The organism is Frankia sp. QA3, from assembly GCF_000262465.1.
GTDB lineage: Bacteria > Actinomycetota > Actinomycetes > Frankiales > Frankiaceae > Frankia.
Genome location: NZ_CM001489.1, coordinates 5,828,135 through 5,848,800, shown reverse-complemented (window position 1 = coordinate 5,848,800; position 20,666 = coordinate 5,828,135). Strand labels below are relative to the sequence as shown.

Below are 20,666 nucleotides of genomic sequence, written 5' to 3'. Positions count from 1 at the left end.
ATTCCCCGCCGGTCGATGGTCGGGCAACCGACATCTCTCCGGATCCGGGGTGCGCGGCCGGTTCCGCCGGTTACGATTCCAGGCTATGCGGGACCGATGCTCGGGGGCATGGGCGGGTCGCCGGCCCGGCCGGTCCGAGTGCCTCATCCGACCCTTCCTATTCGTGCTGTCGACGGTATTCCTGTATACCGCCGTGACGGTGTCGTCCGGGTGGAATGCACCGGCGTCCGCGGCGCCGCGGCACCGCACCCTGGCGGTGCTGGGCGACTCCTACTCCTCGGGTGAGGGCAATCCGCCCTTCGACACGCTCACGCCCCGCTGTCGGCGTAGCAACCAGGCGTGGCCGAGGCAGCTCGCCACCATGGAACCGTCGACCACCGTCGCCCTGTTCGCCGCGTGCTCCGGGGCGACCACCGACGCCCTGAACGAGTCGTTCAAGGGCGAGAAACCACAGCTGACCCAGTTGCGGCGGCTGCGCGCCGCCCCGGATGTCGTCACCATCACCATCGGCGGCAACGACGCCGGTTTCAGCAACGTAATCCTGAGCTGCTTCGCCTGGAAATGTTTCTGGGACGGCAAGGACAAGCGCGAACGGGATCTCATCACCAAGGAACTCCCGGACATCCTGAGCGCGAACTATGCGGCGGTGAAGGCGGCGGCGCCGCACTCCAGGATCGTCGTCGTCGGATATCCCGACATCTTCCCGAGCAGCCAGCGCAAGAACACCTGTAAATGGCTGAGCAATACCGAACGGCGCCAGCTCACGAACCTGAACAGCCAGCTGAACCGGGTGATCCGGCGAGCGGCGGCCGACGCGGACGTGGAGTACGTCGCGACCGACCGGGCGCTACGCGGCCACGAGATCTGCACCAAGGACTCCTGGGTGGCCCCGATCGGGCTGTTCCCGCCGGCCCGCGACCTCAGCGCGCACCCGACAGCCCGCGGCCAGCAGGCCATCGCCACCGCGGTCGACCGCTACCTCGCCACCGACCGCCGCTGACGCCGTCGACCACCGACCGGCGGCGACCGGCGGCGACCGGCGGCGATCGCGGCGTTCGATGGCACGATCGGTACTGAAGCGGAGGTGGTCTTCAGCCTGGTACCCAAGGCGGATGGCTCCCGTGAACGCTAGGCTCTTCTTGACGCAGACCGCGGGCGCTTGGAAGCAGACAATCATGACGATACGTAGTGCAGACCAGGTCTATACGATACGTATCGAACCGGCGGAGATCGACGGCGGCTACATCGCGGAGGTTCTCGAGCTCCCAGGATGCGTGTCCCAGGGCGACAGCCTCGACGAGACGGTGGACAACATCCTGGACGCGATGATCCTCGTCCTTGAGGTCCAGAGCGGCCAGCACCTCAGCGTCGGCCGGCATGAGCAGCCGGACGCCGACCGACTGCCGACGGAGCTGTCCGTCCCGGTCCGGGTGGCGGCCTGAACTCCGCGGGCTCTACGGCAGCGGATCGTCAGCGCCGCCGGAAGTAGTCGCAGTACTCCTCCGGGGTGAGGCCAGCTCGTTCGATGAGCTTGGCCAGCAGCGGCCGCTTGACCTCCTGTCCAGTGCAGGGCACCGAGAGATTCGCCTGCACCCCGGCCCGGCGGAGCACGACGTGGCTGCCGCTGCGGCGGGCCACCTCCCAACCCGCCCGTTGGAACGCGGCCACATGCCGGTCTCCGACCGCGACGGGAAGATCTTTCAGCCCCATCAACCCTGGCCTATTCGTCGTCGAATGGAACAGACTTGCGTAGCGCCGTGACAGCCGGGCCGTCAACAGAAGATCCCTGACCCGGGTAGACGCACCGTACCGGCACTGGATGCGCGATCCCCGCCCAGGTACGCACACGGACCGCCGGTGGCTGCGAAAAGTTCTATAAAAGACACATGGCGTCAAGTCGGCGCGAGTACAGTAGTCGATCGACGACCTTCTGGCACGAGCGGCGGCGGCCCACCCCGGCCTGCGTCGCGCGGGCACTCCCGTCGATCCCGGCCGCGCCGCTGCGCCGCCCGGCCGGCCTCGGCCGCCCGTTCGCGGGCCGCCGGTCCCCGCCTCGTCTCCTGCCCCGCCCGCGCGACCTGCGGTTAGGCACTCTGAGGCGGACTGCGGGTGCGCGACGCGAAGATGACGGGGAGAATCAAGCACGGTGCGCAGTCGAGCGCGGGCGTGCGGCTACTTCTTGCGCGGGCCGCCGGGCGATGAGTCCGGTCTCACCGCGTCCCGCGGGCGGGGGCGGCGGCACGGCGTCACCAAGGGCAGAAACGGACATAGGTCATCGAACGGCTCATGCCGGGTATGCATGTCGACGTGGCCACACCCATTTGACAGCGAGCCTGAAGTTAGCCTTACCTAAGTTCATGCTCGCGCCACTGCCGACTCCCGCAACGCCGCGGAAGCCGGCCGCCGACGGCGGATCCTCGGCACCCCGCTCCTCGCGGGAACCGAGCGGGACCGCCGCCCAGGGGATCATCCCCCGCAACCTCGCCGACGTCCTGGAGCCCCGCAGCCTGTGTTACGGCGTGCCGGCCGGCCCAGGCTGGGCGGACTGCGCCTTCCTGACCGGGCCGCACGGAGTGGCACGGTCGCTGGCCCGGGTCGCGCGGGCCCATCCCGGCGCCAGCCCCGAGGTCGCCGCCAGCTACCTGGCCAACTGGTACTCCGCCGCCGTCGTCGCCCCGGCCGTCGCCTCCTACGTGCTGCTGCGTCGAGTGCCGGACCTGACCCCGGCGCGGATGTCGCTGCGGGTGCTCGACAGCGGCTGGTTCGACCGGACGGCGCTGCACCGACCCGTCGGGACGGTCCTGGCCGACGCTCTCCCGGCCGAGGGCGGTGACGAGCACGCCCGCCCGCCCGGCGACGGGCCGGATCGGGTGGTTGGCGATCTCGCCGCGCTACGGGGGGTCCTCGTCGATGAAGTGCTCGCCCATCTGAGTCCTTTCGTCCGGGAGCTGCGGGCACGGGTCCGACTCGGCTATCCGGCCCTCTGGGGAGCGGTGGCCGCCCAGTGCGCACGGGCCTTCCTGCTGACCGAGCGAGCCACCGGTGACCCCGAGGCGGGGCGGGACGAGGCGGACGCCTTCTTCGAACGGGCGGCCCCGACCATGCGCGCCCGTCCGCGCTGGCACGAGTTCGTCCATCGCGGCCGGCCCTACATCGGGATGCGCTGCGGATCCTGCTGCCTCGCGCATCGCCTCGGCGACGAGTACTGCACGACCTGTCCCTTCACCGACGACACCGAACGAGAGCGGCGCATGCGCGCCTGGATAGACACGCAGGGTCATGGAGGGCTTGCGGTGTGACCCGCACCCGGCACGCGGTTCGCCGTTGGCGCACGTAAAGTGGTTATACGAAGACGCCGAGTCTGACAATAGGTCTGATCTTAAAGCTTCGGCGTCACACGGTAACATCAAAATCACAAAGCGATGTGCATGTGGCGCCAATCACAACAGAACGCGACCTGCCATCGACTACCGTCGGTAGTGACAAGCGAGGGCTTGCCGGGGCGGGAGACCGCCTCGCGGCCGGCCCACGCCGCCCCGAGCGGGCGGGCGGCGACGGCGCCGCAGGGCTCGAGTCGTTCTGCTCTTGGCGGAACGACGTGACGGAATCATGGCTGGTCGGCCACGGTTGCCTTAGGCGTCTCCGCTGGTCGGGCCGGCAGTTGAGTCGGTCCTCCGTCCTCGACGAAGAGGACGGAGCCGGCGGGTAGGTTTCTGTTCGATGCGTGAGGACATGCCTCGGCGGAGCTAGCATGCGGATACCGGCTGTCGTGTGGTCGGTCGCAGCTCGAAGGAGCGCACATGTTCGAGAGATTCACCGACCGGGCACGTCGGGTCGTCGTCCTGGCCCAAGAAGAGGCCAGGATGCTCAACCACAACTACATCGGGACCGAGCACATCCTGCTCGGCCTGATCCACGAGGGCGAGGGCGTCGCCGCCAAGGCCCTCGAGTCCCTCGGCATCTCCCTTGAGGGTGTGCGGTCGCAGGTCGAGGAGATCATCGGCCAGGGCCAGCAGGCACCGAGCGGGCACATCCCGTTCACCCCGCGTGCGAAGAAGGTCCTGGAGCTGTCGCTTCGGGAGGCCCTGCAGCTCGGCCACAACTACATCGGGACCGAGCACATCCTGCTCGGCCTGATCCGCGAGGGCGAGGGCGTCGCCGCCCAGGTGCTCGTCAAGCTGGGCGCGGACCTGAACCGGGTGCGCCAGCAGGTCATCCAGCTGCTCTCCGGCTACCAGGGCAAGGGCGAGACGGCCACCTCCGGTGCTCCGGCCGAGGGCACCCCGTCCACCTCCCTGGTGCTCGACCAGTTCGGCCGCAACCTCACCGCGGCGGCGCGCGAGTCCAAGCTCGACCCGGTCATCGGGCGCGAGAAGGAGATCGAGCGCGTCATGCAGGTGCTGTCGCGCCGGACCAAGAACAACCCGGTCCTGATCGGCGAGCCCGGGGTCGGCAAGACCGCCGTCGTCGAGGGCCTGGCGCAGGCGATCGTCAAGGGCGAGGTGCCCGAGACCCTGAAGGACAAGCAGCTCTACACCCTCGACCTCGGCGCCCTGGTCGCCGGCTCCCGCTACCGCGGTGACTTCGAGGAGCGGCTGAAGAAGGTCCTCAAGGAGATCCGCACCCGCGGCGACATCATCCTGTTCATCGACGAGCTGCACACGCTGGTCGGTGCGGGCGCCGCGGAGGGCGCGATCGACGCCGCGTCGATCCTCAAGCCGATGCTCGCCCGCGGTGAGCTGCAGACGATCGGTGCCACCACCCTCGACGAGTACCGCAAGCACCTGGAGAAGGACGCCGCGCTGGAGCGCCGCTTCCAGCCGATCCAGGTCGCGGAGCCGTCGGTGGCGCACACCATCGAGATCCTCAAGGGCCTGCGCGACCGGTACGAGGCGCACCACCGCGTGTCGATCACCGACGCCGCCCTGGTCGCCGCCGCTTCCCTGGCCGACCGGTACATCTCCGACCGCTTCCTGCCGGACAAGGCGATCGACCTCATCGACGAGGCCGGTTCGCGGATGCGCATCCGCCGGATGACCGCGCCGCCGGACCTGCGCGAGTTCGACGAGCGCATCGCGGGCGTCCGCCGGGACAAGGAGTCCGCGATCGACGCGCAGGACTTCGAGAAGGCCGCTTCGCTGCGTGACAAGGAGAAGACCCTCCTGTCGGAGAAGGCGAAGCGGGAGAAGGAGTGGAAGGCCGGCGACATGGACGTCGTCGCCGAGGTGGGCGACGAGGAGATCGCCGAGGTGCTCGCCATCTGGACGGGCATCCCGGTCTTCAAGCTCACCGAGGAGGAGACGGCCCGACTGCTGCGCATGGAGGACGAGCTGCACAGGCGGGTCATCGGCCAGCAGCAGGCCATCAAGGCCGTCTCCCAGGCGATCCGGCGCACCCGCGCCGGGCTGAAGGATCCCAAGCGCCCCGGCGGGTCGTTCATCTTCGCCGGCCCGTCCGGTGTCGGTAAGACCGAGCTGTCCAAGACGCTCGCCGAGTTCCTCTTCGGTGACGAGGACGCGCTCATCCAGCTCGACATGTCCGAGTACATGGAGAAGCACACCGTCTCGCGGCTGGTGGGCTCCCCGCCCGGCTACGTCGGCTACGAGGAGGGCGGCCAGCTCACCGAGCGGGTGCGGCGCAAGCCGTTCTCGGTGGTCCTGTTCGACGAGGTCGAAAAGGCGCATCCCGACGTCTTCAACACGCTCCTGCAGATCCTGGAGGACGGTCGGCTGACCGACTCCCAGGGCCGGCTGGTCGACTTCAAGAACACCGTCCTGATCATGACGTCGAACCTGGGCACCCGCGACATCTCCAAGGGCCCCGGCATCGGCTTCGCCACCGGTCAGGGCCAGGTGGACTACGAGCGGATGAAGGCGAAGGTCCAGGACGAGCTCAAGCAGCACTTCCGGCCGGAGTTCCTCAACCGGATCGACGACATCATCGTCTTCCACCAGCTGTCCGAGAACGAGATCATCCAGATCGTCGATCTCATGCTGGCCCGGGTGGACGTCCAGCTCAAGAACAAGGACATGGCCCTGGAGCTGACGTCGGCCGCCAAGGCGCTGCTGGCGAAGAAGGGCTACGACCCGGTGCTCGGCGCCCGGCCGCTGCGCCGGACGATCCAGCGGGAGATCGAGGACGTCCTGTCCGAGAAGATCCTGTACGGCACGCTCAAGCCGGGCGAGATCGTCGTCGGCGACGTCGAGGGCGAGGGGGACGACGCCAAGTTCGTCTTCCGCGGCGAGACCAAGCCGAACCAGGTGCCGGACGCGCCGCCGGTCGACCTCGCCAAGTCCAGCGAGTAACGCCACCGGCGCGCCACCAGCGCCGTCGGACCGCGGGTGAGCCCCGGAACCCCACCAGGTTGCGGGGCTCACCCGTTCCCAGGGCCTGCGCCGCGCGGCTCAGGCATAGGCGGCTCAGGCATAGGCGGCTCAGGTATAGGCGTCCCAGGCGAGACTCGCGGCGAGGCCGAGCGCGGCCAGACCGATGAGCACCCGCAGGACGTCGCCCGGCAGCCGGCGCACGATCACCGGCCCGGCCGCGCCGCCGAGCAGCAGGCCGACGGCCAGGGGCGCCACCGACGCCCAGTGCACCGGGCCGAAGACGGCGAACCCGACGGCCGCGACCAGGTTCGCGAAGCCCGACGACACGTTCTTGATCGCGTTGACCCGGGCCAGCGGCTCGGGGATCGCCACCGCCAGCACGGCGAGCAGCGCGACCCCGCCACCGGCGCCGAAGTAGCCCAGGTAGATCCCGGTTCCGAAGACCGCGGCAAGCACCGCCGCGCCGCCCTCGGCCGGCGCCTCGGCCCGCCGGGCGAGGATCCGGGGCTGGGCCCACAGCAGCACCGCCGCCCCTGCGATCAGCACCGGCACCGCGCGTTCGAACGTCCGCTCCGGTAGCGTCAGGAGCAGGACGGCGCCCACCGCCCCACCTGCGAGGGTCATCGTCGCGAACCGGGCGACCCGGTCGGCCTGGCCGGCGAGCTCGGGCCGCGACCCGGCAGCCGCGCCGACCGCGACGAACAGCAGCGCCGTCGTGTTGGTGACGTTCGCCGCCAACGGCGGCAGCCCGGTCGCGAGCAGTGCGGGGTAGGACACGAGCGACGCCAGCCCGGCGACGGTGCTGGTGATGCCCGCCAGCGCTCCGGCGCTCACCAGCAGGGCGACGTCGGCGGCGGTCAGGATCGCTCCCCCCTGTCGCCCGCCCCCGGGGCGGCGGGCGAATGCGGCATCACCCGGACAGTAGGGGATCACGGGCCGGGCACCTGCGGCGGCTGGACGTCGGCTACCCCACATGACGTTCGGTCGATGAGCGGCCGCGGGCCATGGCAACATGCTTGTGGCTCGGCAAAGAGCCCGGATCGGACAGCGGCCCGGATCGGACAGCAGACGGAATCGGACCTTAGGCGGGATCGGACATCAGGCGGGATCGGACGGAGTGACTGGCGGTGCCGACGACGCCCACGGCGTCCATCTGACCTTCGGTGCCGACCCGGCGACGACCATGGTCGTCTCCTGGCTGACCCACGGCCCCGTCGCCCGGCCCGCCGTGCGCTGCGGGGCCCGGCCCGGCGCGTCCGGCGAGCCGGTCCCGGCGAGCACCCGCTCCTACCGGGACGCCCGCACGGGCGAGAAGATCTTCGCCCATCACGCGGCCCTGTCCGGGCTCGCGCCGGACACGGACTACGCGTTCACGGTGGAGCACGACGGCCGGCCGCAGGCGGCGGACGGCTCGTTCCGCACAGCGCCGGGGTCGCGGGCCGCCTTCGGCTTCACCTTCTTCGGTGATCAGGGCACCGACCGGCCGTATGACCCGTTCGGCTCGCCCGCCTCCGGGTACGCCGTGGCCGGCGTCGAGCGGTGCGCGCCCTTGTTCGCCCTCGCGGGCGGAGATCTGTGCTATGCCAACCAGCGCGAGGACCCGGTACGCACCTGGTCCGACTGGTTCGCGATGATCGGCCCGTCCGCGCGGTCACGGCCGTGGATGCCGTGCATCGGCAACCACGAGATCGAGCGGGGGAACGGCGCACTGGGGCTTGCGGCCTACCAGACCTACTTCGAGTTGCCGCCGAACGGCGACGAAAGTTACCTCGCCGGCCTCTGGTACGCCTTCACCGTCGGCGGGGTCCGCTTCGTGGTCCTCAGCGCCGACGACGTCTGCTACCAGAACAGCGGTCCGATCTACCTACGCGGGTTCAGCGCGGGTCGGCAGACCGCCTGGCTCGCGCGGACGCTGGAGCAGGCACGGGCCGACCCGGGCGTCGACTGGATCGTGGTAGTCATGCACCATGCGGCCCTGTCCACCTCGGCCGATCACAACGGGGCCGACCTCGGCATCCGGGAGGCCTGGCTGCCGCTGTTCGACCGGCACGGGGTGGACCTCGTGCTCTACGGACACGAGCACCACTATGAACGCAGCCACCCGGTGCGGGGCACCGTCCCGGGCAGCCGGACCCTCGTCCCCCGGCCAGTTGCGGGGGCGATCGGGGCGGGCGATCCGACCGGGTCCGGCGGCGCCGTCGTCGACACGTCGGCGGGCACGGTCCACCTGATGGTGGGCACCGGGGGCTCGTCGTCGCCGTCCGCCGACACGCTGCTGGATCCGCCGGCCGGACGGATCGTGGTCGGGGTCCGCGACCCCGAACCGGGACGCCGGCACCGGCGTGCCGTCCGCGAGCTGGAGGACGCGGACTGGTTGGCCTTCCGGGCGCCCGATCACCCCTACGCCTTCGCCGGGTTCGAGGTGGATCCCGGCGAGCCGGGCGGGATGACCAGCATCCGGGTCACCGCGTACGACTCCGGTTCCCCCGTCCCGGTGCCGTTCGACCAGGTGACCCTGGTCCGGCCCAGAACCGCCGCGGCGCCGACCGGCTGACGCCACGGCGGCACGCCGGCAGTCGATGTCCGCGGGCAGTCGATGTCCGCGGGCAGTGGATGTCCGCCGAGATGTCCGGGCGGCCCGCCGGCGAGAATGCGGAACTCACCGGGGTGTCCCACGATCCCGATCTTCCGATCGTTCACCGCTCGCCTTCCGTGACGGAATACGTTCCAGCCGCACCGCCAACCCGAATAAGCGTCACACCCGGTGAAGAAGGCTCCCCGCCCGGCCGGTGGGACGAGATGATCGCGGGAAGCCCATCCGAACGCCTTTTCCTCGGGCAGACCGGCCACCCCCGCCCGGCGGCGGGCGCCCGCCGGACACCCCGCGGAACATCGAGCCGACAGCAACACCGCGACGCCCGCCCATCTTTGTCGGAAACCCCGGCGCGGCGTTCGACGCAGACGCATATCGGCGGGTTCACGCCGGTCATCGGCAGCCGCCTGACGGCACGCCGCGAACCGGAACGACATGCTGCACATGCCGCTGCACGCGGCACCGGCTCCGCCTTCGCCGGACGGCGCACCCGGCGGAAATCCCGCGGCCGGCATCGGCGGCCCCGGCGGTGGCGCCGGGAGACCCTGATCACTCGGGCCAGGATGATTTTTTCCAACTTCCGCTGGACTGACCGGGGGTGTTAGGAATAACTTTCCGCCAGTAGGTGGTAATCGGTCGACTACACGATCATTGTCAGCTGATGGCGCGCCGGGGGGACGTCCATTGTCGGGGAAGCAGCGGACGCCAGGTGGGGGCAGCTCATCCCGCCCCTGCACCGAAACCCGGGCATCCATTGCGCGACCACATTGCCCGGCAGCAAATCAACGACGGTCCGAATACCCGTCGAGGGTCAATCGCGCGCCGGCAGGCCCGGCGCGAAAGAACGAACATCGTCGGGGCCGGTGGAATGCTCGGGCGCGCCGCGGGACGACCTTCGCCCGGAGCCCTGGGTGAGCGCCGCGACCGGTCTGGTCGTCACCCTGGACCTGCGCTCCTGCTGCCGGGAGCACGTGCTGCGCAATCCCCCCGCTCCCGGCACCCTGCAGACCATGCTCACCCGACAGGTGGGGTTCGACGTGAGCTCCGCGGAACGTCTGCTGATCGTCGACGAGGCGCACGCGGCAGCGGCCCACCTGGCCGGGCTGGATGCGCTCACCGCCGGGCGCCCCGCGGCGTCGGTGCTGCTCGTCCTGGTCGGGCCGGCGCCGGACGAGATCGCCGCGCCCGGGACACGCGGGGCGCCTGTGTCGGCGGGCGCGAGCGACGATCCGTGGAACGGCACCGGCGCCTGGGGCGAGCCACTCGACGGCGTGCCGGGCGAGGAGACGCTCCCCGACCTCGACGCCCCCTACGACCCGGCCCTCTATGCCTTCGTCGACGACACCGCCTTCGTCGAGGACACCGCCTTCGTCGACGACACAACCGAGGAATCCGCGGGGTCGACCGGGGCGGCCGCGTCCCCGCCGCCCAGCCGCGCGGCCGCCGTCTCGGCGATCCTCTGGGCCGGGGCGGTCGAGGGCAGACCGTGGGCTGCGGCAGTGGATTCGGACGGCCCGGAGGTCGGCGCCGCAGGCACGTCGGCGGCGGCCGGGCCGGTGCGGCTTGCGGGCGGCACCGGCGACGACGGGCCGGCGCTGCGGGCCCTGTTCGACGCGCTGCACAGCCCCGAGGTGTTCGATCAGGTCACCCGCAAGGTGTCGGCCATGCCCGGCTGCCTCGCCTTCCCCCGCATCCGGGCCTTCATCGGCCGGCTCCCGGACGACGTGCTGCGCAGGCTGCGGATCGGGGCCGTGCACCGGTTCGATGCCGAAACCGATGCCACGGCGGTCCGCGAACTCGTCGGCAAGGGGCAGCTGGCGCTGCTGGATCCCAGGCCCCAGGCGACGGCGGTGATCGCCTTCGCGCCGCAGGCGGCCCGTCCGGAGCCGGCCCCGGCGGAAGCGGACCGCACCGACCCAGCGGACCCGGTCGGGCCGAGCATCGAGATCACCTGGACCGCGGCGACGCTGGTCGCCGGCCTACTGCGGCTGACCCCCGCGCGAGACGCCGGTGTGCTGGGGGTCCTGTTCCCGGACATGCGACCATGAATCGCGCCGGCCCCGCGGCCGCGGACCGCGCCACCTCAGCGCAGGGCGCCACCTCAGCGGTCACCCGCATCGACCAGATCGTCTACGCCTGGTCCCGGCGGACGCGGGCCGGCGCCGAGGGTTACTTTCCCATCGCGAGCTCGCTGAGCTCCGCGGTGACCCGTTCGTGGAACGGCCTGCTCGCCGCCCAGGTCGAGGCGGACGACAGCCCGGTCGACCACCCGCCGACCGCGCTCGCCTACGTCGTCGGCGCGCCCGACCGGCCCGTCCGGGACGATCCGTACGACGTGCCGGACGCCGCGCTCGTCCATCGCGTCCAGGCTGCCGGGCGAAGCGGTGCGGGCCGCGGCCGGCTGCGGGCGCACGTCCTCATCGGGCGGGCCGACTACCTGACCGAACGGGTCGCGCTGGCGCTGTACGCGGCCGGCGGGGCCACGGCCGGCGGCGCACGGACCACGCCGCGGCTGCCCCCGCTGCACCTGGACGACCTCACCGCGCAGCGACGGGCCGGCGAGCGGACCCTGCGCCAGGCCGCCCGGGTCGCCGCCCGGCGCAACCGGCTTGCCGCCCTGGTCTCGACGGTCCTCACCTGGTCGTGGACGGACCGGCCGTTCGTGGTGTCCCACACCGGCTCGGACGAGGCCGTCACGCTGATGTGGGCGCTCGTCGAGATGCTCGAAGGGGTGCTCCCCTACCGGCTCACCTTCTCCACCCACGCCACCTCGCCCTCCACCCGCGCCGCCGCCGCGCCGAACCAGCCGGCCTCGGCGTCGGCGTCGAACCGCGAGACGTCGACCACAGGCCACAGGTCGGCGGCCTCGGACGGCACGACCACGGGCATGGGCCCGTCCGGACCGCGGTTCCTGTTCGTCCCGGTCCCGCCTGAGCTCGCGCCCGGTGCCGACCCGGCGGCGATTCACGTTGATCCACGCGTCGCGCCGCCGGTCCCCTCGGCGATCTCCGACGCGGCACACCTGCTCGTCGACGTCTACGGGCGGGGCGGGATCCGCGGCGTCAGCGGCCTGCTGGCCCTGGTCGGCGACGAGACGTTCCAGCCGCGCGGCCCCGAGCACTGGTGCCGCCGGCTGGTGGCGGCCAGCGGGCGGGACGCCGCGGTGGCCCGACTGGGCGAACAGCCTGGCCCCGACCCGGCCGGCCCCCAGCCGGCCGGCCCCCAGCCGATCAGCTCCTACCCGATTGGCCAACCGCCCCCGAGCCACGAGACCGCACCCGCCCAACCGTCCTCAGCCCCTGCCGCGGCGCCCCCGACGGATACGCGATCACCCGCCGCCGCACCGCCGCCCGGCGAGCGATGGCCCACCGCCACAGCACCGCCGGTGCAGGGCGGGGCCATCGGCGCGGGCCGCTGGCCGGCATCCGCGGCGCGGCCGGCCGCCCGGCAGGCGCGTGCGGTCGCCGAACACCTACACGACGCCTACGAGTTGCTGTTGGCGCCGGGACGCGCCGACGGGGACGGCGCCGACCCGGTACGCCGGCTGATCGCGATCCTGACCGGTCCGGTCGGCCTGCCCGTCAACCTGCCGAGCGCCGAACGGCTGCGCGGGCAGCTACGCCGCGTCGCGGGCCAACTGACCGCCCCGGGTGCCGGCATGTCCGGCCGGATGCCGAAATCGCCTGCGGGGCCGGAGGCACGCGACGAACCGGCGTCGCGCGAGCAGGGCCGTGCCCTGGTCGTGGCCGGCGTCCTCGACCGGTTGGGGGAGGTTGATCCGGCCGAGCGCGCCCGGGTCGCCGCGGACGTCGAGGCCGCGGTCATCGAGGAGCAACGGCAGGTCGAGGGGGCCCTGACCGCGCTGGCCGACGATCTCGCCGCGTTGCGCGGTCCGTCGCCAACCCGTGGCGCCGAGGAGTCGCTGCGCCAGGCGATCCCGCCCCTCACGGCCGGCCTGGAATCGGTCTTCTCGTCCTACCGGCTCCCGACGGCCAGCGGCAGCGCGCTGCGCCTCGCCACCGAGACCCTCGACGCGCTGCGCACCTTCCGCCCGGGAGCGCCGCCAACCACCACCGACACTCCCAGCCCAGCCGACACGCCCAGACCAGCCGACACGCCCAGCCCAGCCGACCAACCCCATCCGGCCGACGAGCGCCACCCGGCGGGCGGCACCGGGCCTGCCGCCTTTGCCGAGGAGCGCCGCCGCCCACCGACGGCCACGCCGCGCACCCTCGACATCGCCGTCGTCCCCGCGGGCCCGCCACCCGCGCGACCCGACGTCTCCGTCACCAGCCGGGAGTACGGCGGCGCCGAGGCCGACCACCCAGCCGGACCGGATCCCGGCTTCGAGGTCACGGTGACGGCCCTGCCGCCGGCAGCCCCTTCCCCCGCGACCGCGGCCACCGCGGATCGGCGGGAGCTGGAGCGGGCCGCCCAGGCGGCGGTGACCCGGCACGTAGCGGCGGCCTACCGGATGGAGTGGTCGCACTGGGACGGCCGGCTGCACCCGGTCGACCGGCTGCTCGCCGCGCTCGGGGTCCCGCTGGGGGTCTCGCTGGCGGACTCGGCCCACGACCCGTTAATTGATCGGCTGGAATCGCCCACCGAGCTGCGCGAGCTCGCCGCGCTGCGCGACCTGTTCGACCCGGCGGGCCCGGCCGGCTCCCGGTCCCGGCCGGGACCGGCCCGCCCCCCGGGGCGGCGCGCCGATGTCCTCGCCCGCGCCGCCAGCGACGTCACCCAGGCAATCACCCGGCTGGCAGCGGACGTTCACCTGGCCGAGCTGGACCGGGCGGCCTATGTCACCGCGGTCCACACCGCCGTCGCGACGATGCATCGGCAGATCGTGCAGCTACTCGCCGAACTGGTCGCGGACCTGGCCTCGCTGGCCGCCGCACCCGCCGCCGGCCCAGACCGCCCGGACGGCGGCCACCGCGCGGCGCGGGTCCGGGAGCTGCTCGGCTCGGCCCTGCGTACCGTGTTCGACCGGTTCGGGCTCACCGAGGGGTTCGCGTTCGCCGATGCCCTGGCCGACGAGCTGGCCTGGCTCGCCGCCGGCGCGGAGCTCCCCGCGACGGCACCCGGCGCGGCGGCGGTCCACCGCGCGCAGGCGCCGCCGCCCGGCCCGGGGACCGGGATGGCGGCGCCGGACGCGCCGGCGGCGGGGCGCGCCGTCATGGCGAGGTCCGAGGGGGAGTCCGCCGACGGGGAGTCCGCCGACGGGTGGCCCGCCGAGTCGCCGGCCGCGGCGGTCGTGCGGCTGCTGCGGGAGACCCGGGCCTGGGGAGCCGACGCCTTCCGGCTGCTCGTCCTGTACGCCCCGCGCTGGTACGGAGCGGAGGACATCCGGTACGCCATCGCCGGCGCGGCGGCCTTCCCGGTCGCGGCCGGGCCGCCGCCACCGGCGGTACGCGATGACGACGGACCCGGGATGCTGGCGGCCGGCGCCCGGCCCTTCCTCGAGCGGCTGGCGGCGGCCGGGCCGGGCGGGAGCCAGGTGGTCGACACCGTCGCCCGCGTGCTGGACCTCTACGTCGAGGACGGGGAGGTCGAGGACGGGGAGGTCGAGGACGGGGAGGTCGAGGACGGGGGCGCGGCTGCCCGGCCGCGGCGGCCCGCCTCGTCCCAGGCGGAGCTGCATGCCCTGGCCACCGAGCTCACCGCGCGCATCCCGCCGGCCGCAGCGGACGTGCGGGATCCGGCGGTCGCGTTCCTCGACGCGTGCGGGCCCGGCCGGCCCGACGCGGCCCGGGTCTTCGGCCTGCTGGTCTGGTACGTACCGAGCTGGGACGACGCCTGGGACCTCTACGAGGCGATCTGGAGCTGGGGCGCGCCCCACCGGGACGGCATGGCGTTGCCCGACGACGAGCCGGCCTCGGGAGCGGACCTGGCGGTGGCCGCGGAGCGGTACTTCCGCCGCGCCCTGCGCACCGCCGACGCCGACGAATACGACGGCGAGGACGAGGACGATGTCGGGCTGTATCCCGCCGACCTGGAACGCGTCGTGCGCCGCCTGGTGGCGCTCTACCTCCCGGACGACCCACGCCTGCGGGCCGCCCGCGAACTGCCCCGCTTCGTCGAGTCCCGGGTCATCGCCGAGATCGCCGCGAACGGCGCGGCCGGGCGCCGGCGGCGCTCCTTCGGGCTCCCCGTGTTCGCTTTCACCTTGGCCGCCGCCGTGCTCGCCCTGCTCGCGCTCGTCCGGTGACACCACCGGTGGCCGGGCCGCCCGCTGACGCCCGCGAGCCCGCCCGGCGAGCTCCCGCGGCACGTCATGCCCGGCACCGGGACCGGCGGCCGCCGGCGCAGCCCGGCGGCGGCGCCGAGGGCCGCCGGGCGGGCGCAGACCCCTGCGGCACCGCGGTCCCACCGCCACGCCCGGCCGACGTCACGATCAACGCGGCTGTCCCGTTCGCCCTACTCGGGGTCGGTGGAGTCTGGAACAATGACCAGTACTTGTGTCGGTGTCGCGACACACCCGGGGTTCGCGGTGCGTCAATGCCCTTGGGTAGGAGGAAAGACGGCTGGCGACACGTCCGACAGCGTGATCGTGACTGGTTCGGCGAGGACGGAGGCCATGGGTAGCTCGCTGGTGCCGATCATGCTCATCGTGGTGCTGCTGGTAGCTCTGGTGATCTTCGTCGCCCTGAACAACCGGCCGGTCCGGCAGGGAAGCCAGCGCCGCAGCCGCGGCCTGGACCATCAGCGGCATCGGTCCGGTACGGTGCCGCTGCGAGACAGCTCCGACGCCGCCGCGCCGGACGGGATCGTGCCCGGTTTCACCGAGCCGGCGCCGCTTCCCCCCGCCGAACGGACGGCCGACGACGCGAGCGACGGCCCGGAGGCGGGCGCGTCGTGGGGAGGGGACGTGACCGCGCAGGTTCCAGTCGGGGGGGAGAACAGTCGCGATCCCGACGCGACCGGTTGGACTCCACCACCCGCCGCTCCGCCGCAACAGGTCCAGTCCTTCGAAGACGAGCGGGAGGACGCCACCCGCTACTACGACCCGCAGACCGGTGACTACCCGATCGCGCCGCCCACGGCGACCTTCGTCGCGCAGTCGGCCGCGCTGGGCGCCGAACCGGCGGGGGGGCGGGCGGCCTCGGGCGACCCGCGGTGGGAGAGCACGCCGACCGCGACCACCTATCCCAACGCCGCCTCCGACACGCCCCGGGAGCAGGCCGCCGACCTGATGGCGACCGAGCCCGAGCAGACCACGGCCGCCCCGCTGCGGCTGGCCGCCGCCGGCCGGACCCGCCGGGGCAAACGCGGCGGTCCCAACGAGGACGCGTTCGTCGTCGTGGACGGCCTGCTGGCGGTCTCGGACGGCGTCGGCGGGGAGGCGGCCGGCCAGATCGCGTCCACGCTGACCGTCACCACCGTGGCCGGCTTCCGGCCGCAGTACGCCGAGGATCCCCTGCAGGGCCTGCGCAAGGCGGTGGAACGGGCGAACTGGGTTGTCCGCACCCGGGCCCGGGAGGAACCGACCTGGCTGGGCATGGCCTGCACGCTGGACGTCGTCATCCTCGGCCGGCAGCACAACACCGGCGAGTACCTCACCGTCGCCCACGTCGGCGACAGCTCGGTGTGGCTGCAGCCGGGGCGGGGGCGCCCGCGGGCGCTGACCACCCCGCACGCGATCCGCAACGGCCCGCTGCTGAACGCCGTCGGCCTCGCCGACGAGATCGAGGCCGACATCTTCAGCGAGCCGGTTCGGGCCGGCGACCGGGTCGTCCTCGCCAGCGACGGCATCACGAAGGTGATGACGCCCGAGCAGCTCGACGGTCTGCTCAGCGAGCTGGGCTCCGAGCCGCCCGAGCGGGCCGCGGACGCCCTCGTCGAGGCGGCCCTGCTGGCCGGCGCCCGCGATGACACCACCATCGTCGTCGCCGACCTGGTGTCCGAGCCCACCTCGCGGTGAGGTCGGTAGGGCGTCCGGCGCGGCGCGCCCGGCGTCGGCGGTCCCGATCCCGCCCCCGGCAACCCGCCCAGGACGGCCGCGGTGATCGGCCGCGGCGCGCCCGGTGGCCGGAGCGGGCGTGCCGGCCTCGTGCATCGGCTCGAGCGCTGGGCGGCCCGGCCGTTGGGCGTCGCCGGCCGGCTGGCCCGCTGGTTGCGCCGCCATCTGCTGGGGACGTTCGCCGTCCTCGGGGTGATCGCATTCAGCTTCGGCCTGGTCGGGATGTACCGGCTGTTCCGTAGCGAGCCGGCGATGTTCAGCTGGCCCAACGTCGTGTTCTTCACGGCGACGCTCTTCCTCGCCGACGGGACGGTCTTCCAGGACGGCGGGCGGTTCCCGCTGACGCTGGAGATAGCGCGGTTCCTCGCGCCGGTGGCGACGGCCGTCGGGGTCGCCGACGGCGTGAGCACGATCTTCGCCCAGCGCTTCGAACGGTTCCGGGCCCGCCACGCCCGCCATCACGTCATCGTGTGCGGCACCGGCCCCACGGCATCGGCGCTCGTCGACAAGCTCTCCCGGTCCAAACGGGTGGTGCTGGTCGCCGAGGATGCGGAGCGGGAGTATCCGGACGCCGAACTGCCACCCGGCCTGCTGCGGGTCGTCGGTGACCCGGTGGAACCGCTGGTGCTGACGAAGGCCGGCGTCGCCCGCGCGGACGTGGTCTACGGCTGCCTGCCGGACACCTCGTCGAACCTGGCCATCGCCCTCGCCGCCCGGCGCCTCGCCGCCAACCGGGCGGAGCAGCCGCTGCGCTGCCTGGCCCAGGTCGGCGACCTCTCCCTGATCCCGCACCTGCGCGCCCGGCGGATCGGGCTCAACGACGACAGCGGGTTCCGGCTGGACTTCTTCGCCGTCGAGGTGCTCGGCGCGCACGCCCTGCTCAACCGGCACCCGCCGAGCTGGGCCGCCCCGGAACCCGGCGGGGCACCGCCCGCGGCACCCGCGCCCCTGGTCGTTCTCGGGCTGTCCGGCCTCGGCCGTGCCCTGGTGATGGAGCTGGCCCGCCGCTGGCGGGCCCTGGCCGGCGCGTCCGGTCCGCTGCTGCCCATCGCCGTGGCCGATCCGGCGGCCGAGGAGATACTCGCCGCGCTGCGCGCCCGGGAACCCGCGCTGGCCCGCGTCGCGCTCACCGGTCACGACACCCCGCACGGCGAGCTGCCGCCGGCCGTCACGGACCCGGATGGTCCGCACGGGCCCCCCGAGTTCGTCTACGTCTGCCAGCGCGACGAGGAACGGGCGCTGCTGTACGGGCTGGACGCCGCGCAGGCCCTCAACGACCGGTTCGGCGTCGCGCGGACCACGGTCATCGTCCGCACCGGCCGGCAGCGCAGCCTGCAGGACGTCTTCGGCCGGCTGACCTTCCCCCGCCCGCCGACGCCATTGCCGGGGCCGCTGCTGGAGGACCTCCAGGGCGGCGTGCGCTTCTTCGCCGTCAACGACGAGGCGCTCCCGCTCGACCTCGGCGACACCGACCTCATCGAACGTTTCGCCCGGGCGAGCCACGAGCGCTACCTGGAGACGGAACGCCGCCGGGGCAGCGCGATGGGGTCCAGGCGGGCGATGGTGCCGTGGGCGGAGCTGCCGGACGACCTGCGCGACTCCAACCGGGCGCAGGCCGCCCAGTTCGGGGAGGTCCTGCGGGCGCAGGCGCTGATGCTGATGCCGGCCGGGGAGGTCGACACCGACTTCACGTTCACCGCGGGGGAGGTCGACGAGCTCGCCCAGCAGGAGCATGACCGGTGGCGCCGGGAGCGGGAGGCGAAGGGCTACACCCTGGGGCCGACCCGCCAGGACGGCACCGACCGGCGCCACCCCGCGATGGTCGACTGGTCGGCGCTGCCCGAGACCGACCGGGAACGCGACCGCGACGTCATCCGCAGCCTGCCGGCGATCCTCGCCCACGCGGGGCTGCGCATCGTCCGCCTCGACGAACCCGGCTGAACCGCCCAGGTCGCAGTGGCGGTCAGGAGATGCGCTGGTCCACGGGGCAGTCCAGGGCGCTGGCCCGGGTCAGACCGTCGACCGAGAGCCGGGCGGACAGGCGCACCGGCCCGGACGCCTCGGTGAGGATGCCCGTCCAGCCGCCGGCGGCCCGGAACACGCATGCCCTGCCCTCCGACAGCCGCCAGTAGGGCGTGTAGTGGACGAGCACGGTGGCGACCCCGGGCGTGCGGAAATCCACGGCGACCGAGCTCACCCCGAGCTCGGTCAGGCTCGCCGGCCCCTGCACCAGGCCGGCGGAGTCGGTGACGAGCCAGACCTTCCAGTGCGGGTTCTGCCAGGCGAGCTCGAGGTAGGGCAGACCCGCCCGCAGCAGTTTCGCCTCCGCGACGGCGGACGGATCGAGCTCCACGTCGGGCAGGGCGACGTAGCGGATGCCCCGGGCGAGCAGCCACTCGTGGTAGGTCTCGGCGTTCAGGGTGCCGTCGTAGAACAGCGCGTTGTACTTGCTGTCGAGCTGGCGCAGCCAGCCCCGGGCCATCGGGACTGACGGCGCGACGAAGCGGGCCTCCCAGTGGGCCCGGGTGAACGGGACCTCGACCCGGCCGGCCGGCACCGGCGCGCCGCGATCGAGGTAGTCGAGCAGCTCGGTGTAGTACCCGGCGGACGAGGACGGATCGCCCTGAGTGAGCAGCGCGCCATGGATCGGGCCGATCTGCCAGCCGATCAGCGGGATCGCGACGATCGCGAGCAGCCGGCGGCGGTTGGCGAGCAGCAGCGCCGCGGCGGGGCCGGCCAGCAGCGTCGCCGGCCGGGTGATGTTCCCCCCGACCTGGGAGGGGATGAAGAAGAACACGGCCGCCGCGGCCGCCCACAGCAGCAGGCCGTGCCGGATCGCCCGGGCGCCCTTCGGGACCACCAGCAGACCCACCGTGATGAGCGCCAGCAGCGACAGGAAGGTCAGTGCCGGGAACGGCTGGTAGCCGTCCTCGGGGAAGGCGAGCGCGACGACGATGCCGGCCCCGGCGCCGGCGAACGGCAGCACGCGCCGCCAGCCGATGGTCAGCAGCAGCGCGGCGCCGACGAGCAGCACGAAACCGGCGGCAAGCGGCGAGGCCAGCGACGACAGCACGGCGCCGGCCCAGGTCAGCGTGGTCCGGCGTTCGCGGGCCCCAAGCAGCGCCAGCGCGCCGAACGCCATCCCGAGGGCGAACGGCATCCGCCCGACGACGAGGTTGGAGACGGTGGCGACGGCGAACCAGACGAGGACGAGGTCCTGCCCCGACCGCCGGCCCGGCCCGCGCAGCAGCCGGGTCACGATCACCGTGGAGGCGACGCAGGAGATCGCGCCGAGGAGCTGGACCCCGAACAGCGCGCCGAGCGGCGGGAACAGCACACTGTACCCGGGTATGGTGTGGCCGCCGTACCATTGATCGTCCCAGAGGACCGCTCCGCCGTGGCGGAACAGCCACACCCGGTATTCCTGGGCGGGGGTGTCGGGGCCGGTCACATCGAGCCCGACGCACAGCAGGCACAGGGCCGCGGTCAGCGTCCAGGGCCACCGGCGCACAGCCGCGACGAGGACGAGGACGCCCCGCACAACCGGCCCGTGGTGCCGCGGCGGCTCGAGGGCGATGAAGGGGGTCTGGGGCAGTGGAGCCACGCGAGACTCGGTCTCGCCCGCCGGCACCGCCGCGGTCGTCGGCCGGCTACCGGGCGTGGCGTCGATCGGGGAGCCGGGCGCCGCGAGCGCTGTCACCCGCGACCTCCCAAGGCACCGACGACGGTCCGTCCGCCGCATCCCACCGATCATCTCCCGACGGCCCGCCGGTCGGCGAACGGCCGG

Annotated in this window: 12 protein-coding genes; 9 read left to right on the top strand and 3 right to left on the bottom strand. The window is 73.2% G+C overall.

Features of this window, described 5'->3' with window-relative positions; all coding sequences use genetic code 11:
* The first annotated feature begins 193 nt into the window (after positions 1-193).
* Entirely contained in the window at positions 194-1,000 is an 807-nt protein-coding gene (locus FRAQA3DRAFT_RS23985) for an SGNH/GDSL hydrolase family protein (RefSeq protein WP_051054470.1), read from the top strand.
* A gap of 175 nt (positions 1,001-1,175) precedes the next feature.
* Positions 1,176-1,442: a type II toxin-antitoxin system HicB family antitoxin gene (locus FRAQA3DRAFT_RS23980; protein WP_035923406.1), complete on the top strand. Its 267-nt coding sequence runs from the start codon at positions 1,176-1,178 to the stop codon at positions 1,440-1,442.
* Positions 1,443-1,470: 28 nt separating this feature from the next.
* Here the strand turns inward: FRAQA3DRAFT_RS23980 and FRAQA3DRAFT_RS23975 are convergent, their stop codons facing one another.
* Positions 1,471-1,668: a type II toxin-antitoxin system HicA family toxin gene (locus FRAQA3DRAFT_RS23975; protein WP_232291729.1), complete on the bottom strand. Its 198-nt coding sequence runs from the start codon at positions 1,666-1,668 to the stop codon at positions 1,471-1,473.
* 689 nt (positions 1,669-2,357) lie between these two features.
* Between FRAQA3DRAFT_RS23975 and FRAQA3DRAFT_RS23970 the strand changes: the two genes are divergently transcribed.
* Entirely contained in the window at positions 2,358-3,299 is a 942-nt protein-coding gene (locus tag FRAQA3DRAFT_RS23970; RefSeq protein WP_009741639.1) for an IucA/IucC family C-terminal-domain containing protein, read from the top strand.
* A 501-nt stretch (positions 3,300-3,800) separates the two neighbouring features.
* Positions 3,801-6,305 carry an ATP-dependent Clp protease ATP-binding subunit gene (locus FRAQA3DRAFT_RS23965; RefSeq protein WP_009741638.1) on the top strand — a complete coding sequence of 835 codons (2,505 nt, stop codon included), beginning with the start codon at positions 3,801-3,803 and terminating at the stop codon, positions 6,303-6,305.
* A gap of 129 nt (positions 6,306-6,434) precedes the next feature.
* Here the strand turns inward: FRAQA3DRAFT_RS23965 and FRAQA3DRAFT_RS23960 are convergent, their stop codons facing one another.
* Positions 6,435-7,259 (bottom strand): sulfite exporter TauE/SafE family protein, encoded by an 825-nt coding sequence (locus FRAQA3DRAFT_RS23960; protein ID WP_009741637.1) that lies wholly within the window; start codon positions 7,257-7,259, stop codon positions 6,435-6,437.
* Between the two features lie 184 nt (positions 7,260-7,443).
* Here FRAQA3DRAFT_RS23960 and FRAQA3DRAFT_RS23955 point away from each other — a divergent pair, with 184 nt between their 5' ends.
* The 5 genes from FRAQA3DRAFT_RS23955 to FRAQA3DRAFT_RS23935 all read left to right on the top strand — a co-directional run bounded on the left by FRAQA3DRAFT_RS23955 (position 7,444) and on the right by FRAQA3DRAFT_RS23935 (position 18,820).
* Positions 7,444-8,880, top strand: a complete 1,437-nt coding sequence (locus FRAQA3DRAFT_RS23955; RefSeq protein ID WP_009741636.1) for a metallophosphoesterase family protein — start codon at positions 7,444-7,446, stop codon at positions 8,878-8,880.
* Positions 8,881-9,830: 950 nt separating this feature from the next.
* Positions 9,831-10,967 carry a hypothetical protein gene (locus tag FRAQA3DRAFT_RS23950; RefSeq protein WP_009741635.1) on the top strand — a complete coding sequence of 379 codons (1,137 nt, stop codon included), beginning with the start codon at positions 9,831-9,833 and terminating at the stop codon, positions 10,965-10,967.
* Complete coding sequence (locus FRAQA3DRAFT_RS23945) at positions 10,964-15,127, top strand: hypothetical protein (RefSeq protein ID WP_009741634.1); 4,164 nt, start codon at positions 10,964-10,966, stop codon at positions 15,125-15,127. The genes FRAQA3DRAFT_RS23950 and FRAQA3DRAFT_RS23945 overlap by 4 nt, the downstream gene beginning before the upstream one ends.
* A gap of 369 nt (positions 15,128-15,496) precedes the next feature.
* The gene (locus FRAQA3DRAFT_RS23940) at positions 15,497-16,840 is read left to right on the top strand and encodes a PP2C family serine/threonine-protein phosphatase (protein WP_009741633.1); all 1,344 of its coding nucleotides are present in this window, start codon (positions 15,497-15,499) and stop codon (positions 16,838-16,840) included.
* 129 nt (positions 16,841-16,969) lie between these two features.
* Entirely contained in the window at positions 16,970-18,820 is a 1,851-nt protein-coding gene (locus FRAQA3DRAFT_RS23935; RefSeq protein ID WP_232291728.1) for an NAD-binding protein, read from the top strand.
* A 22-nt stretch (positions 18,821-18,842) separates the two neighbouring features.
* On the opposite strand, the gene FRAQA3DRAFT_RS23930 is transcribed toward FRAQA3DRAFT_RS23935, so the two are convergent.
* Positions 18,843-20,579 carry a hypothetical protein gene (locus tag FRAQA3DRAFT_RS23930; protein WP_009741631.1) on the bottom strand — a complete coding sequence of 579 codons (1,737 nt, stop codon included), beginning with the start codon at positions 20,577-20,579 and terminating at the stop codon, positions 18,843-18,845.
* Positions 20,580-20,666: the final 87 nt, after the last annotated feature.